The 13,862-nt window shown below is 67.0% G+C and carries 12 protein-coding genes; 1 reads left to right on the forward strand and 11 read right to left on the reverse strand.

Annotation, left to right across the window (positions count from 1 at the left end; translation table 11 throughout):
- Positions 1–53: 53 nt before the first annotated feature.
- The 8 genes from ABN034_RS20655 to ABN034_RS20690 all read right to left on the reverse strand — a co-directional run bounded on the left by ABN034_RS20655 (position 54) and on the right by ABN034_RS20690 (position 10,424).
- Entirely contained in the window at positions 54–965 is a 912-nt protein-coding gene (locus ABN034_RS20655) for a PKD domain-containing protein (protein WP_349692620.1), read from the reverse strand.
- Positions 932–1,567, reverse strand: coding sequence for a DUF6318 family protein (locus ABN034_RS20660; RefSeq protein WP_349692621.1), 636 nt, complete (start codon positions 1,565–1,567; stop codon positions 932–934). Before ABN034_RS20660 ends, ABN034_RS20655 begins: the two co-directional genes overlap by 34 nt.
- A gap of 96 nt (positions 1,568–1,663) precedes the next feature.
- Positions 1,664–2,731: an NERD domain-containing protein gene (locus tag ABN034_RS20665; protein WP_349692622.1), complete on the reverse strand. Its 1,068-nt coding sequence runs from the start codon at positions 2,729–2,731 to the stop codon at positions 1,664–1,666.
- Between the two features lie 8 nt (positions 2,732–2,739).
- Complete coding sequence (locus tag ABN034_RS20670) at positions 2,740–5,109, reverse strand: hypothetical protein (protein ID WP_349692623.1); 2,370 nt, start codon at positions 5,107–5,109, stop codon at positions 2,740–2,742.
- 44 nt (positions 5,110–5,153) lie between these two features.
- On the reverse strand, positions 5,154–8,186 hold the full coding sequence (locus ABN034_RS20675; RefSeq protein WP_349692624.1) for an ATP-binding protein: 3,033 nt from the start codon (positions 8,184–8,186) through the stop codon (positions 5,154–5,156).
- A complete protein-coding gene (locus tag ABN034_RS20680; RefSeq protein ID WP_349692625.1) occupies positions 8,183–8,797 on the reverse strand; it encodes a hypothetical protein in 615 nt (204 codons plus the stop codon). The genes ABN034_RS20675 and ABN034_RS20680 overlap by 4 nt, the downstream gene beginning before the upstream one ends.
- A 176-nt stretch (positions 8,798–8,973) precedes the next feature.
- Positions 8,974–9,249, reverse strand: coding sequence for a TrbC/VirB2 family protein (locus tag ABN034_RS20685; RefSeq protein WP_349328419.1), 276 nt, complete (start codon positions 9,247–9,249; stop codon positions 8,974–8,976).
- A gap of 227 nt (positions 9,250–9,476) precedes the next feature.
- Positions 9,477–10,424: a conjugal transfer protein gene (locus tag ABN034_RS20690; protein WP_349692626.1), complete on the reverse strand. Its 948-nt coding sequence runs from the start codon at positions 10,422–10,424 to the stop codon at positions 9,477–9,479.
- Here ABN034_RS20690 and ABN034_RS20695 point away from each other — a divergent pair.
- Complete coding sequence (locus ABN034_RS20695) at positions 10,414–10,773, forward strand: hypothetical protein (protein ID WP_349692627.1); 360 nt, start codon at positions 10,414–10,416, stop codon at positions 10,771–10,773. The two genes, ABN034_RS20690 and ABN034_RS20695, sit on opposite strands and share 11 nt — an antisense overlap.
- Before the next feature lie 735 nt (positions 10,774–11,508).
- On the opposite strand, the gene ABN034_RS20700 is transcribed toward ABN034_RS20695, so the two are convergent.
- The 3 genes from ABN034_RS20700 to ABN034_RS20710 form a co-directional block, all read right to left on the reverse strand.
- On the reverse strand, positions 11,509–11,694 hold the full coding sequence (locus ABN034_RS20700) for a hypothetical protein (RefSeq protein ID WP_349692628.1): 186 nt from the start codon (positions 11,692–11,694) through the stop codon (positions 11,509–11,511).
- A gap of 736 nt (positions 11,695–12,430) precedes the next feature.
- Positions 12,431–13,402 (reverse strand): hypothetical protein, encoded by a 972-nt coding sequence (locus ABN034_RS20705; RefSeq protein WP_349692629.1) that lies wholly within the window; start codon positions 13,400–13,402, stop codon positions 12,431–12,433.
- Positions 13,403–13,500: 98 nt separating this feature from the next.
- On the reverse strand, positions 13,501–13,815 hold the full coding sequence (locus ABN034_RS20710; RefSeq protein ID WP_349692630.1) for a hypothetical protein: 315 nt from the start codon (positions 13,813–13,815) through the stop codon (positions 13,501–13,503).
- Positions 13,816–13,862: the final 47 nt, after the last annotated feature.

Genomic DNA, 13,862 nt, shown 5'->3' on the forward strand with positions numbered 1-13,862 from the left:
GCTCACCGGGCGCCGTGGTGTAGCGGTACAGAACAAATCTTCCGCTGGAGAGGTCAACGGCTGAGGACGTCGCGCTTGGACAGGACGGTCACGGGTGTGGACGCGTCGCCTGGCTGAGTGTAAGTGCCCGGGAGGTCGACTCGATTCCCGCCGAACTCGTACCAACCGCTGTAGGTGACGTCGACCCGGACCTCGTAGTCGCCGGTACGGCTGTAGGTATGGGTCACGTCCATGTTGGGGTATGGCCCGCCGGGTTGGCTCGTGACGTCGGAAGTGCCGTCACCCCAGGACCAGCGGTAGGACACCGGATCCGCATGCACCGTGACGATGCCGCCGGGGCCGACCTGCACGGTCTGCTCGCCGGTGAGCTCGGTGTAGAAGACATTGTCGAAGTCGACGAGAGTACGACCGTTGCCGGGGTTGACCTGTGCGCTCGCCGAAGGCAGGCCGTACTCCTCCAGCCAGCCCATCACCAGCTCCGGCGTGACCTGTGGGCGCTCCTCCTCGTCGGATCCACGGCATTCCGAACCCTGGAACTCCCATGAACCCTCGGGTACCCACTCCGACCCGTTCCAGCGTTCCGTCCGGGTGTAAACAAAGAAGCGGATCTCGCCCTCCGCTTGACACGTCTGGGTAGCCGCGCCGCACAGGGCGCCGCCATCGCCCGGAGGCGGGCCGTTGCTGGAGCAGGCGGGAGTGAGGTAGTCGTCCGTGCGAGGATCGCCGGGCTGCGGCCAGTCAGGCGCAGGGTTGTCCGGGCCCGGGTCATCTGGCCCCGGATTCTCTGGAGCGCCTTCGCATGAGCCCCACTGACATCCTGGGTCACCGTGAGAGTCGGCGTGCGCGTTGGGCACCAGCGGGTTGAGGGCCACGCCGACGAAGAGGCCGGCCGCTGCGATGGCCGCGACCGGGTAGCGCGCCAGCGCGCCGATCAGTCCTCGTTGTCGAACTTCGTGACCAGCCATCGGCCATCCCTTTCCTCGACCGTTACGCCCCACGTGGTTTGCTGAAACTGCTGTGGTGTTGGCTTCGCGCCGGCTTCGGGGATCAACTCGTAGGACTGCTTGTCCAAGAAGACGGTGACGGCCGGCGGATCCGATGCGGGAACGCGCAGCACCCTGTTGATCCGAACCTCGTAGTCACCCTGGTAGCGGCCACCGCGCTTGTAGATTCCACCGATGTAGTCGGCGACACCCTTGCAGCCCTTGCATTCCGGTGCGCTGGCCTGAAGCACTGCCGATACGTCGCCCGTCTTCTGAGCCTCGTTGATCAGATCGAAGTACTGCCGGGCCGCGGCCTTCGGATCTGATGCAGCCAACCCGGTCGGGCTGGGCTTGGCGGTTGTCGAGGGACTGTCCGTCGCCGTCGGCGATGACGTCTTCAGCGGCGTTGGTTCCGGAGCTCCGGACAGGCATCCGGAGAGCAGAACGCCGCAGCTGGCGACGAGCGCGGCTGCCCCGATAGCACGACGATGTTTCCCCATAACCCCCAAACCCTCCCAGATGCGGAGAGCAAGACTAGCAGCCGAATCCCGCCCGATCGGGCGAGCGAAGCTGGCTGGCGTCACTGCGGCAGCATCCTGTTACACGCAGTCTGGGGGTCGTTACCGTACGGCAGGATCGATCACTTGGTGTTTGCGTGTGGGAGCGGATCTTCACCACTGCTATGGCACAGGCGGGAGATTGGTCTCTACGTCGTTTGCCAGTCTGGTGAGGTTTCGCTTGCGCAGGCGCATGGGTTGTTGGCGAAGCCAGTGGTCCAACTGGTCGCCGTTCAGCAGAACAAGTTCAGCTCGAGAATTCTCGGCGAGCACCGTGAGCTCTACAGCGCCCTCTGGCAGGTAGGTGCCGTCCCAGAAGACGACGAGACCGTACGCATGCGCCGGGTCAACACCGAGCAGGTCGGCCAGCTGGCGAACGTTCCGCGCCACCGGAGCGAGGCGCGCCGCCAGCTCCGTGGTGTCGCCGTCGAGGGCGTACGCCTGAGTCGCCACCTGAACGCCAGCTTCGTCGCCAGGGGCGTCGACCAGCGCCACGTCGCCTTGCCAGCTTCGGGTTTCGACGACGTAGACACCCGGCGGACCGACCAGCACCTGCTCCACCGGTCGGGGTCCGGCACCGTTGTCAGGTAAAACCCGGGACCCGAGCACCTGCCAGCCCGATGAGCAGACAGCCGCCAACACCTCGGCTGTCCTGCCCGCTCCACGCAACTCCGCCACACGGCCGACATGCCTCTGGGCGTGAGGCGCAGACGTGGACGGTTGCGTACGTACGGATCCGCGGCAACGCCATGCCACCACCGCCATTGCCGCGCACAGGCCCGCGATCGGCGCGGCCGAAGGCGCCAGCACCACGAACGGGCTTGCCACCAAGAGCACCGCGTGCGCCATCGCAGTTGTCAACGCCCGGTTGCGCCGGTCAGGCCGCGGCACAAGCCAGACGACGACCGCCACCACGAACGCGAACAACCAGAACACCAGCCCCGCTTGCAAAGGCGACACCAGCGGCGTCTGGTCACCGGCCCACGCGGTCGTCATCGACGTACCCAGCAACGTCACCGCCAGCGACAGCACCGAGGCAGCCGCAAAAGGACTCCGGCGCCACCACGCGACAAGGGCGACGGCAGCAAGCACCCCCACGACCAGGGTCGTGGCGGCATCGCCTTGCAGGGCAGCGACAAGGACGACGAAGACGACGAGCGCACCGAGCGCGACAACCTTGATGCCCCGCATCACGTTCGTCACTCAGAACGTGGACCCGAGCGGACGCCGCCGGAGGCACCCGAACCTGAACCGGTTCCCGACGAACCCGAGCCAGGCGGCCGCGAACCGCGGGCTGCGCGCATCGCCTCACTACGCGAGCGGCGGGCTTCCTCCACGACCTTCCCGTGACGCTCCTCGGACGACTCGGACCCGTCCGAACGCCGGCGTTCGTCCGCCTCGGAGATCCGCTGCCGAGCCGCACTCCGGTAGGTCTCCCCGGCCGCACGGGCGCCGGCATGTTCCTCGGCGTGGACGAGTTCGCGCCCGCCGGGGGTGGTCATCCTGCCTCCAGTAGCCGCGCCCTGCAGCCGGCCGCGGCGTACTTCCGCGCGCCACTCCCGCGAGCCGCGCGCATAGCCGAGTCCCTCCGCCGCGGCACCGGCCGAACGACCGCCCGCACGCGCGCCCGCGCGCATATTTCGTTGGAAGCGGTAAGCACCACCGGTCGCCTGTCCCGCCCGGCCGAGCAGTGCACCGTCGGAGGGCATCATGCCGCTCTGCCCTGCCTCTTGGACGATCTGCGGGGCGATCGCGCCGGTGCGCAAGGCACTCAACAACTTCCAGATGGCCGCGGTCGCGACGAGCATGAGGAAGATCTTGATGACCGTACCTCCGCTCGCGACCTGCAGAATGTTCAACACGGCAAGGAGAAGCGCGAGCACGAGCCCGAAGACGCAGCGCAGGAACACGGCCTGCACCATGATGCCCGCGACCGTACGCACAATGCGACGTGCCGGCGGGAACGCCGCGATCGCGCCGATGAGGGGCAGGAATATCCACGCCATCAGGAACACCGCGTGCCAGAAGATCGTCAGCACGGCCAGCAGTCCGACGAAGATGAACGCGATCAGGTTGACGAAGAGCGCTGCGATCGCCGTTGCCATCCGCCCGGTCGGCTGGGTGCCGCGCCAGAATTCGTAGTTGGGTTCGTACGCCTGCGCGACCTTGTACTGCACACCCTTCCACAGCGACAGGTGCTGGTCGGTGTCGACCACCCGGCCGTCGGCCTCGTCGATGGTCTCGTTGCGGCTCATCGCCTGGGCGATCACCTGCTGGACGGCGAGGTTGATCCGGCCCTGCTGCTGGCCCGGGTTCCTCGGCCTGGTCGCGCACCGGTACTCGATGCTCTCGACGTTTCCAGGCCGTTCGTACGCCGGCGGCTGGCCGTCAGGACAGTAGTCCTTGCCGTCGAAGACAAGATCGTTGGCCTTGAGTTGGCGTTCGGTACCGAACTGGCCGTTGACCCACGGCTGGAAGAGCAGCACTTCGTAGAGCATGCACGACGACACGCGCTTGCCGAGGTTGTAGGTCAGCGAACCCTGCGGGTTGTCGGGCACCGGCCGCGCCTGGTTGCCGGCCGATCGGGTGGAGGAGCTCGGCAGATAGCACGCGCTCGACGCGTCCTTGTTCTTGTTGATGATGGCGAGATCCATCACCGCGGAGTTGAATTCGGATGTATAGGTGTCGACAGCTCTGGTGATGTGGACATAGTTGTTCCCGGCCAGGATGGCCGCCACGATCACGACGATGACTCCGGACGCGATCACACCACTGTAGGTTTCCCGCGCATCCGAACGGCGTTGCATGCGGGTCAGCACCCAGAAACCGGTCACCGCGACGGCGAGGGCGACAGCGGGCACACCGATCTTGTCGTTCAGGTTGTTCAGCAGGCTTTCCTGCGCGGTGTAGAACGACTCGAACGGTGCCTCGTTGCTGGCCAGCTGTTTCACGCCGATGGTGAGTCCACCGAAGAATCCGCCGACGGAGAACATCATCTGCGCCAGCCCCGTCGCTGACGCGTCCATGATCGAACACTTCGTTTCGAAGTTGTCTTCGGGGTCACCGGTGTCGAACTCGTCGATGTCTTCCTTCACCCGTTGCGGCGTGTACGACCACAACAGTCCCCGCGGGCCCGCGACCTCCAGCAGAGTGTGGTCGGACGGGTTGGCCTGTCGGCCCCGTTTGGCCCGGTCGGGGTCCGCCGCCGGTGGCACGTCCTCCTTGGCGATCACCGGGATCCAGGCGGTCATGCCGGCGCCGCCGTGCTCCGGTCCGGCGTTCGAGATCTCGCCGCTGCCGAACGCGCAGTCCCACGGCGCTGCCTGGGCCGGCTGCATGGCGAGCGCGACTCCAGCCAGCGTCCCGGCGACAACGCCGAACGCCGCGCACACTCGCACCACCCGTCGCCCCAGCGACCGGAACCCGCGCCGCAACCCGCGCGGGAATCCGCGCCGTCCCCGACGCTCGGGGATGGCGCAGGCCGGCACCGCGAGCGGCAAATGACCACGCTGAGCATGCCTACGGTCGCCGGGCCGGGCGTCGATGCCTTGCCCCGGTTCCGCACGCATGCTCAGCGTGGTCATTTGCGGGCGGCGCGGGAGCAGGGGGCGCCTCACACGGAGATCCCTTCGTCCGCGCGGACCGGTCGGCTCTCGCCGTCACCACCGTTGTCGTCGTACGCAGCAGGACCGTCGATGTCCGGCCCGGCGGCGACCGGCGGCGCGCCGCCTCCCGCCGCGCCCAGACCTCCGACGCCGATGAGCTGCGCCGCTTCCTCGACCACCCGCCAGTCGTCGACATCCGGCGACGGGTCCACGGCCTTGAACCGCGACTCGAGGTGCGGGTTGGATTGGATCGCCGCCGCGAACTCGAAGAACGCCCGGTCGACCTCGACACTCGCGAGTTCGGAGTCGACGTCGCGCATCACGCATTCGCCGTCCCGCAGGGATTTCAGCGTCTCGATCATCGGCCGGTCGTTGGTCGCCCGGTTCAACAGCGGCAGTGTCTGGGCGGCGTCGGCGTCGGAGTGGTGCCGGAACGCGAACACCGTGTGGATCTGGTTGGTCCCGGCCGCCTTCGCGTCGACGTCCTCGGACTCGATCCGCGCCAGGTCGCCGGCCTGCTGGGTGATGAGGACGACGCCGATGTTGAAGGCCCTGCCCTGCTTGAGCACGAAGCTGATCAGGTCCCGTCCTTCGCCGGTGCTCGCCACGCTGTACGCCTCGTCGACGAACAGCATCTGCGGGCGCCACCCCTTGACCGGATCGCGTTCGGTGGTCTCCTCCAGCATCTGGAAACCGAGCCTGGTGACGAGGTAGATGATGCCGCGCGCGATGTTGGCCGACGAGCTGGTGCCATGCGCGCGTGGGAGTCCTCGCAGCGTGATGATCGTGCGGCGCTTGCCGCTGTCCCCGACCCCCACGGTCGCCTCGCGCGCGAACGCGACCCGGGCGTACGGGTTCTTCCGCAGGTCCTCCAGCACCGCCGCCGCGAAGCGCAGGTCCCGCACCTCGGTGTCGGCGACCCCGGCGCCCTTCACCCGTTCGAACTCATCCACCACCAGCTGCAACGTGTGCCACGTGGTCGGCCGCGCGACCGCCCGCTCGACGTCGTCGCGAGTGGCGTCCGGATGGGCGGTACGAAAGGCCGCCACCTGCCGGTCGTACTCGTTCACGACATGGGAGAACGCCTCCACGACGTACCCGCTGATCCGGTTCCACGCCTGGTCGCCGAGGAAGATCTCCAGCATCGCCTGCGCGTGCATGCGTCCCTCGGTCACGGTGGCCGAGGTAAGCAACGGGTCGAGGTTGCCGGCCCGCCCACGCAGCGGGTCGATGATCTCCGTGTCCCGCCAGTACGACGGATTGACCGGCTGGAACGGACAACCGCCCTCGCCGAGGCACCCTTCCGCCGCGTGCCGCATGAACTCCGCGTCGAGCACCTGCGACCCGAAGGCGAGGTAGTACGCCATCCGGGCCGCGTCGATCTTCGGGTCGATGAACACGCACCGGACGCCGGCCTCGGACTCGTAGTGGAACACCTTGAGCGCGAGCGTCGTCTTGCCGCCGCCCGACGCGCCCACGACGACCACCCCGGCGCCGTTCTCGCGGGCGATCGCCGAATGTGCGGAGTAGTGGACGGGGTAGTGCCCGTCGCGCGTACGACCGACCAGCATCCCCTGCCAGCCCTTGGCGATCCCGTCGCGCCCGACCACCGCGCGGTCGCCCACCTGCGTCGCCGTCGTCAGCAACGCCACACCCAGCTGGTCCAACTCCTGCAGCCGCCGGAACGGCGCTATCCGTCCGATCGGCGACTTGTCCCCGTCACCGGGAAGCACGTTGTACAGCAGCCGGTACTGCAACCGTTTCGGCCTGAGCACCGTGGCGTCCAGCGTCTTGGCGAAGAGGCGCTCGAGCCGCTTGCGGCGGTTCTCCAGCTCCTCCGGTGTCGGTGCCGACAGCGTGAGCAGCAGCTGGGACTCCATGCCGGGGAACGGCTTGCTGTCCTGCTCGTCGACCAGTGTGTTGGCGCGTTCGACCTGGTCGACGAGGAGCGAGTCGATCCGCGCGCTCGCCCGGTCCATGTCGCGGGCTTCGTCCTCGAGGTTGTCGCGGATTTTCTTGCCGCGTCCCCGGAACTCCTCCGGCGGCAGCAACAACCCGCGCCACGACACGACGACCGGGAACTCCAGCCGCTTGAGGATCCGCCCCCACGCCCGCGTCTTCGCGAACCGGATCGCGTCCGGCCAACTGGTCGCCACCAGCGTGGTCAGATAGGTGGTCTGGTCCTCGCCGGTGTCGTCGTCGATGACGCTGACCTCGAGCCGGCTCTTGTGGTTGGGCGCCCGGAAATCCGCGGCCAGCTCGAACTCGTGCGCGCCCCACGGCCGCCGGTCGACCGCGGTGCCGTCGTCCGGAAGGGGGAGATGGCCGAACAGGCAGGTACGAATGACCCGGACAAGGTCGCGCCGAAGCATCGGCTGGACCTCGACGCCGGAGTCGACGGCGACGGCGTACACCTCGTCGGCGCGCTCATGCCATTCGGCGACCACGGCCGGATCGAGGTACTCGTCGTGCACGCCGGTCGCCTGGTCCGCGATCGCGGTCACCGCTGCCGAACCGGGGCCGCGGCTGTCGCCGAGCTGACCGACCCGCATCAGGAAGAGGACGTCGTACTGCGCGCCGATCCGGCCCTGGGTCAACGCCCGCTCGGCTTCACGGTCGATGAGCTTCACGTAGTTGTCAGTGGGGTGCCACGCGCGCTCGCTCACGTCGGCGACCCAGCCGGTGAGATCCGGGTGGCGCGGCACCAGCATGACCTGGAACTGCGGCCGGTGGAACTCCCGCGCGATCTGGTGCAGCAGGTTGGGCAGCTTCAGCGCCTCGGGCACCAGCTCGTCGGTGGTGATGTGCTCGTCCGTCGTCGTCGTGACGAAGAAGCCGGTCCAGACCGATCTGCCCCAGCAGAAGATGACGTCGTCGCCGTAGCGGTAGGGCAGGCGTTCACGCTCGGTTCGGGGCTCGCGGGCCTTCTGCTGCTTCGCGGGCTTGTCGTCGCTGCCGCCGACGTTGAAGACGAAGATGAGGACCGCGCCGATGCCGATGACGACGAGCGCGAGCAGGGGAAGGAGGTAGAGGGGGTTCATGCGAGAGTCCTCCCGTCGGTACGGTCGGCCGCAGACCCATGGCCGCCAGCCGCGGTGCGGGAGCCAGCGGCCACAAGGTCGCTGTCGCCGGCACCGTCGACGTCACTGGCACCGTCGCCGGCAGAGGCGTACGGACGAATCAGCCGGGACCACCGCGCGCGTCGCGCTTCTGCCAGCTTCCCGTACCAGCGCGGGTGGAGCGGATGCCAGAGGATCACCCGCCAGTGCACCACGTCCGGCTCCACGTCCTCGGCGAGCCCGTGGATCCGCCGTGGCTGCAGGAACAGGTAGTCGGCCGCCACCAGGAGGTTCTGCTCGGTCGTCAGGCCGTTGCGCCAGCGTCGCGGCCACAGGACGTAGACGAGTGCCGCGATCGAGAGACTGCCGAGAATCGACCAGACGTCGAACGCAAGGACCGGGACGACGGGCGCCAGCGCCATCACACCGCCGAGAAGCGCGAGGAAGAGTACGCCGGCGACGACGAGCGCGCGCAGGTCGATGCCGCCGATCAGCGTGAGAGGTACGCCGTCAGCGAGGTTCCACAGCTTCTTGCGCCGGCGTTCGAGGTCGGTGTGGTCGAACGCGACGTACTGCCCGGAGGACTCGGCCACCTTGCTACCGCCCCCTCACGTGCCCCGTTGGGTCGGACTTCGGCCGGTGGACGACTTGTTGGAGGTTCGTCGGTCTAGAAGGCGACGAACCTCCCACAGGTCGACGGTCGGCCGCGCCGGACCGGAACTGCTCGGCCTCGAGCACGGATCCGTACAGCTCGTACCGGTACAGCGTCTCAACCGCCGATCTGCCTGCCGACGGCATTGAGCAGCGCGGCGATCCCCGACGCACCCCCGATGAGGAGTGCGGCGAATGCCACGACACCCATGTTCTGGATCGCCATCCGTACATTGTCGCCGTTGCGGATCGCGAACATGATCTTGAATCCGATGATGATGATCGCCACCGTGAGCGCGCCCACGGCAACGCCGGCAAGCAGGCCCTCGATCCGCTGGAAGAGCGCGTCGAGTTGCGACCCGCCCGATGCGACGATCTGTTGCTCGCCCGTCACGGTCTACCTCCCCTGTTCCTTGGGACCCTGCTTCGTGCAACTCGGTGTTGTCGACGCCCGCTTCTCCACGCTGGTCCGCCGGAGGTGCCGCCAGCACGGAGCGCCTGCACTGTAGTGAAACCGGCCGCCGGTTCGTGGCTGAAACCGATGTCCCGCGCGGGTCGCTCCTGACGGCCAGCGGCGGCACGTGACAGTCGCCGGGCGTACGAATGTGGTGTCGGCACAGGTCAGCCGCCCTTCACGTCCGGAACGCCGCCGCGGATGTCCCGCACGGCCCATTCCTGGCTCGGGCTCGTCGCCTGGGTGGTCTTGACGAGCTGGAGACGGTACGCACGGGTCTCGACGGTGCTCTCCCCGGCACCGGGGGTACGCCAGCTGACCCAGACCCAGGCCTCGGCGACTTCGCCGGTCTTCCAGGCGTACGTCCCGTCGGACCGGTCGGCCCCCTCAGGCAGGAAGACGCGTACCTCCTGGATCGACGGTTCGGTCGAGGTGCCGCCGAGGCCGCTGGAGGTCCGGCTGGTGGCGTCCGGCGTCATGAACCGCTGCAGCGCCGGCCCATTGGAGTCCCCCCACGCGGTGAAGAACTGCTGGAAGAACTCGCCCTGTACCAGGGCGTCGCCGAGGCCAGCGTCGACGTCGGCGGGTTCGTCAGGCTCGGGCGCGTCGGCCAGCGTCGGCTGCGGCATCTCTCCGACGTCGCCGACGATGCGCATCCCGTCACCGGACTGGAGGTCCGCGACATAGACCGGCACCGTGACGACCCGGCTGCCGGTGGTGGTGAGGACCCTGACCGTCATCATGCGGGCCTTGCCGGCGTACCCCCCGATGTCGATGGGCTCGGACTCACCGGTCCAGCTGGCGTCGGAGACGGTCTGGGTGCCTTCGCCGTTCCAGCCGCACGTCGGGTCGGTGCCGGCCGACACGTAGCGGGCGAGCTGTGCCTCGCGCTGGTCCGCTGCGCCGGGGGTCGCGTCGTGGGTGAGGCAGATGCGGGCGTAGTCGGCGGCGAAGCGGCCGGCCTGCTCGAGCGGGAAGTCGGTCAGCCGGTAGCGGGCGATGTCGGCCTCGCTGAGCCGGTAGGTGTTCGCCCGCATGGTGGAAACGCCCAGGGAGAACGCCATGTAGCCGACGATGCCGGTCGCGACCAGGCAGGCGCACAGGATGACTGTCACCTTGACGGCGGAGTGCGCGCCACGGCCACCGGAGAACCGGCCGCCGGGCGCGGGGACGTCGAAGCCGCCGCGCGCTCTGCCGGTACTGCCGCCACCCGCGTGCCCGGTGCGGGTCCGCGGCGCTGCGCTGGTGCCGGCCCGGGTCGGCGGCCTGGTGGTCTCCGACCGGCTGGTCGCGCTCGTGGTCTGCGTCTGGGTCCGCGCCTGGGTCCGCGTCTGCCGTCGGGTCCGCGTGGAGGAGGTGGACGTCGCCGTCGCACTCGGACCGGCCCCCTGGACCATCGGTGGCGAGGTGAATGCGCGCCGGGGCCCGGGCGTGGTCTGGGCTGGCGGGATCGTCGACGGCTGACCGCCGGCTCCCGGAGCCGGATGTGAGGATGGCGGATTCCTGGTGGCCGGTGCCGGGGACGACGGAGCAGTGGATCCGGATGCGGGTGGAGCGGGGTCGTCTTCCCAGTACGCAGGAACGTCGCCGGGAGGGTGCTCCTGCCCTTCGTACTGCGCCCCCTCGTCGTACCGTGGCCCGTCGTCGTCCTGACCTGCGAGGGAGCCGGGAACGGGCGGCGCGGTCGACCGCTCGTCCGAGTCGCTCGGACGCCCGGAACCTCGCTGCCAGGAGAAGCGCATCCGGGTCAGCGGTGTGGGAGGTTCGTTCGGCTCTGTCATGACCCTACTGTTCTCGGCTGCTTGCCCGTGGTAGTCACGATAAGCGCGAACGCAACCTGTGTGCGCCGAAGGTCCACAGATGTGGTGGCCGTCGGCCTCCGCGTGGTCCGCGCCGGTGCAGAGCGTACGGGACAACCTGGACAAAGCACCCTTGAAGACAGCCACGGGGCGAGCGCCGCCGATGGATCACCACGGCAGATCAAGGTCCAGCTACAGTGGCTAGGCACTCGGTCGCCGAACACGATGCAGGTCGCCGAGTGGTGGCTTAGGCAACAACGAGACTGACCGGTAAGAACGGTCCAGTCAGCCGCCACCTGGCGCGAGGGTCGTGTCCCCGTTCAAGCGCCACTGCTCGGTTCCAACGGGCCCCGTCATACTCACCAATCGGTTGTCTTGTAGCGACCGGCACGAGGTGGCTTCATTCCACGGTGCCGCTGCTGATCCGGTCGACTCCAGCCTGGCTCCCGAGCTCGTGACGCAGCTCTGGATGCTGGTGGTAGTAGCGCAGCATGTAGTACGCCCTGGCTGGGTCTGTAGCCAGGTAACCGGCCAGGATCCGGCTGTTGGCCCGGCGAAACACATTGAGCCGACCAGCCCAGTTCACTTCAGGGTTCGAGGGCCCGCGGACTGGCGGTATGACAGCAAGTTGGACGACGAGTTCTCGACCTTCGCGCACATGGACTCCCTGGATCGAACTCCACGAGAAGAAGGAGCAAGAGAACCATGACCAGCGATATATACCATCCGGGCTCATGCCAACCCCGAGCCTTCGCCGGGCCCTCATCAAGAAGCTAAGAAGCAGCGCCACGGGGTAGAGTGCGAAGATCGGAGCAAAGAACGCCCAGGAATGGAATCTCGAATCTCTCCACGTTCCTGTCCTTGGAATCGAATCTGCAAGCAAGGGAGTAGCAATGAAGAGTATGCAGAGACTCAGCATGAACGTCACATAGAGAGCAGTAGCTGTGCGCGAATTGGGGACGATTACTGCGGTGCCCAAGTCTAGGTTGAGGCGAGCCAATTTCACCTGCGGGCGGCGACAGCGACAGGACAAGCGGGTGACGTATGCACAGGCGCCTGCGACGAGTGCCACGAAGAGAAGAGTGAATGAGAGGGCGGCTTCGGCATTGCTTCGTTCAGTCAGCGCCCGCACGCCGATGTAGCAGAAGAGAGCGCAAACGCCAGCCGCGCCGAAGAGGACCAATCTCGTTTTCGCTAAAAAACTCTCCCAAGGACGTGGCCAAGGCAGCTTCACGTCCGAGTCCGGGTAACTCACTTGTCGCACCCTCTAGCCGTCTCGCGACGCATTTCGAATGATGCCACTTCGTGTTGCGGAATCATTATCAACGCCCCCTAATCCGAGCCGGCCCAGGATCAAGGCCAGGACCTGAGTTGAGTAACTTCTGTCTTGCACTCTGGCTTTCGTCATATTCCTTATCGGCCCACTGGCTAACGAAGTAGCCTCCGACCGCCGCTACACCAACAGCAACCCACCCAGGACCTGGAACCAAGGCAGCTAGCACCAAACCGGTAGCAAGTCCCACACCATTGACAAAAATGGCCTTGTCGAGAGGATCTCCCTCGTAGAGCGAGTAGGTGATTCCGATCGGAGTGAGAAGCCGACCGCCAACCTTCAAGACACGTGCGGCTAGACCCCAGTTGGCAACCGAATTCCTGGCGGAGAGGGCCGCCCAATCCTGCGAGTGGGCCTGTTGCTTGTAAAAGGTCGACTGCCAAGATCCGTCGTCGTACTTGCTGGCGAGGCCGAGCCACTCCACCTTTGATGCGGCACGCCGACCCACTTCGGTGACGCCCTGGCTCTCGAACCAGCGCACAAGCTCAGCGGTCTCACCGACGACGAAGTCTCCCGCCGTGAAGTAGAGGTCATTCCAGCCTTCCTTCTCGGCAGTGCCGAGCCTCTCGATCAAGCCAACGATCGTCACACAAAGTCCATCAACAAGGTCCTGGACTTGCATGAAGCCACTCATCCGGTCTTCGAAGATGTCTCGACGCGTAAGTGGGGCATCGGGATGTGGTGGCTCGCTCTCGGGATCGAACTCGTCAGGGCAGTGCACCCACCCGTCTCGGACCACCAGGTTGTACTGAATGATCAGTTCCTGGCTCTGCTTCATGAGGCGCTGCGCGTGGACGAGTCCATCCGCACACTCGTCGAGCAGTGCCGCCAGCCGCTCGATCTGACCGATGAACCGGTGGGTATGGCGCGCACCATCGTCCAGCCGCCCCATGAAACTCTGCCCCGCGAAGGTCGACCAAGCCGGCCCGGACGCGTCGCGGAGGCGACGGATGTCTGTCACAGCGGCATCGAGGCGAGACGTAAGGTCGCTCCGCAACCATCGCGAAAGAGCGCGAATGCTGTCTGCGTCTCCACCAAGCTCCAGCACCGGTGCCATGTCTACCGACCTTCGTCCGGATCCTCGCCGGAGAGATCCCGAAGGAAGCCGTGCAAAGTCTCTACGTGGTGATCCTCGGTGTCCTCGTACTGGTCCGCCGCCTTGCGCACTCCTTCCGCAGCTGCTCGGACACGCATGACATGCACGGCGGTGTTGGCTGCCACTGCCTCGACCAGCCGCATGATGCCGGGGGTGAAGGGCCCAGCGTCCAGGGTCTCGGGCATCGCCCGGTCCGCGCTGTCGACCTCCGTGGCAACCTGATCGAGGTCTCTGGCTATCGAACGGATCTTGTCCACGTCAACATAGTTGGCACCCATACTCACCCTCCGTTCGCTCGTCCCACCGTTCGTGCGACCTGACCTTA

It is taken from the genome of Actinopolymorpha sp. B11F2 (assembly GCF_040195635.1).
Taxonomy (GTDB): Bacteria; Actinomycetota; Actinomycetes; order Propionibacteriales; family Actinopolymorphaceae; genus Thermasporomyces.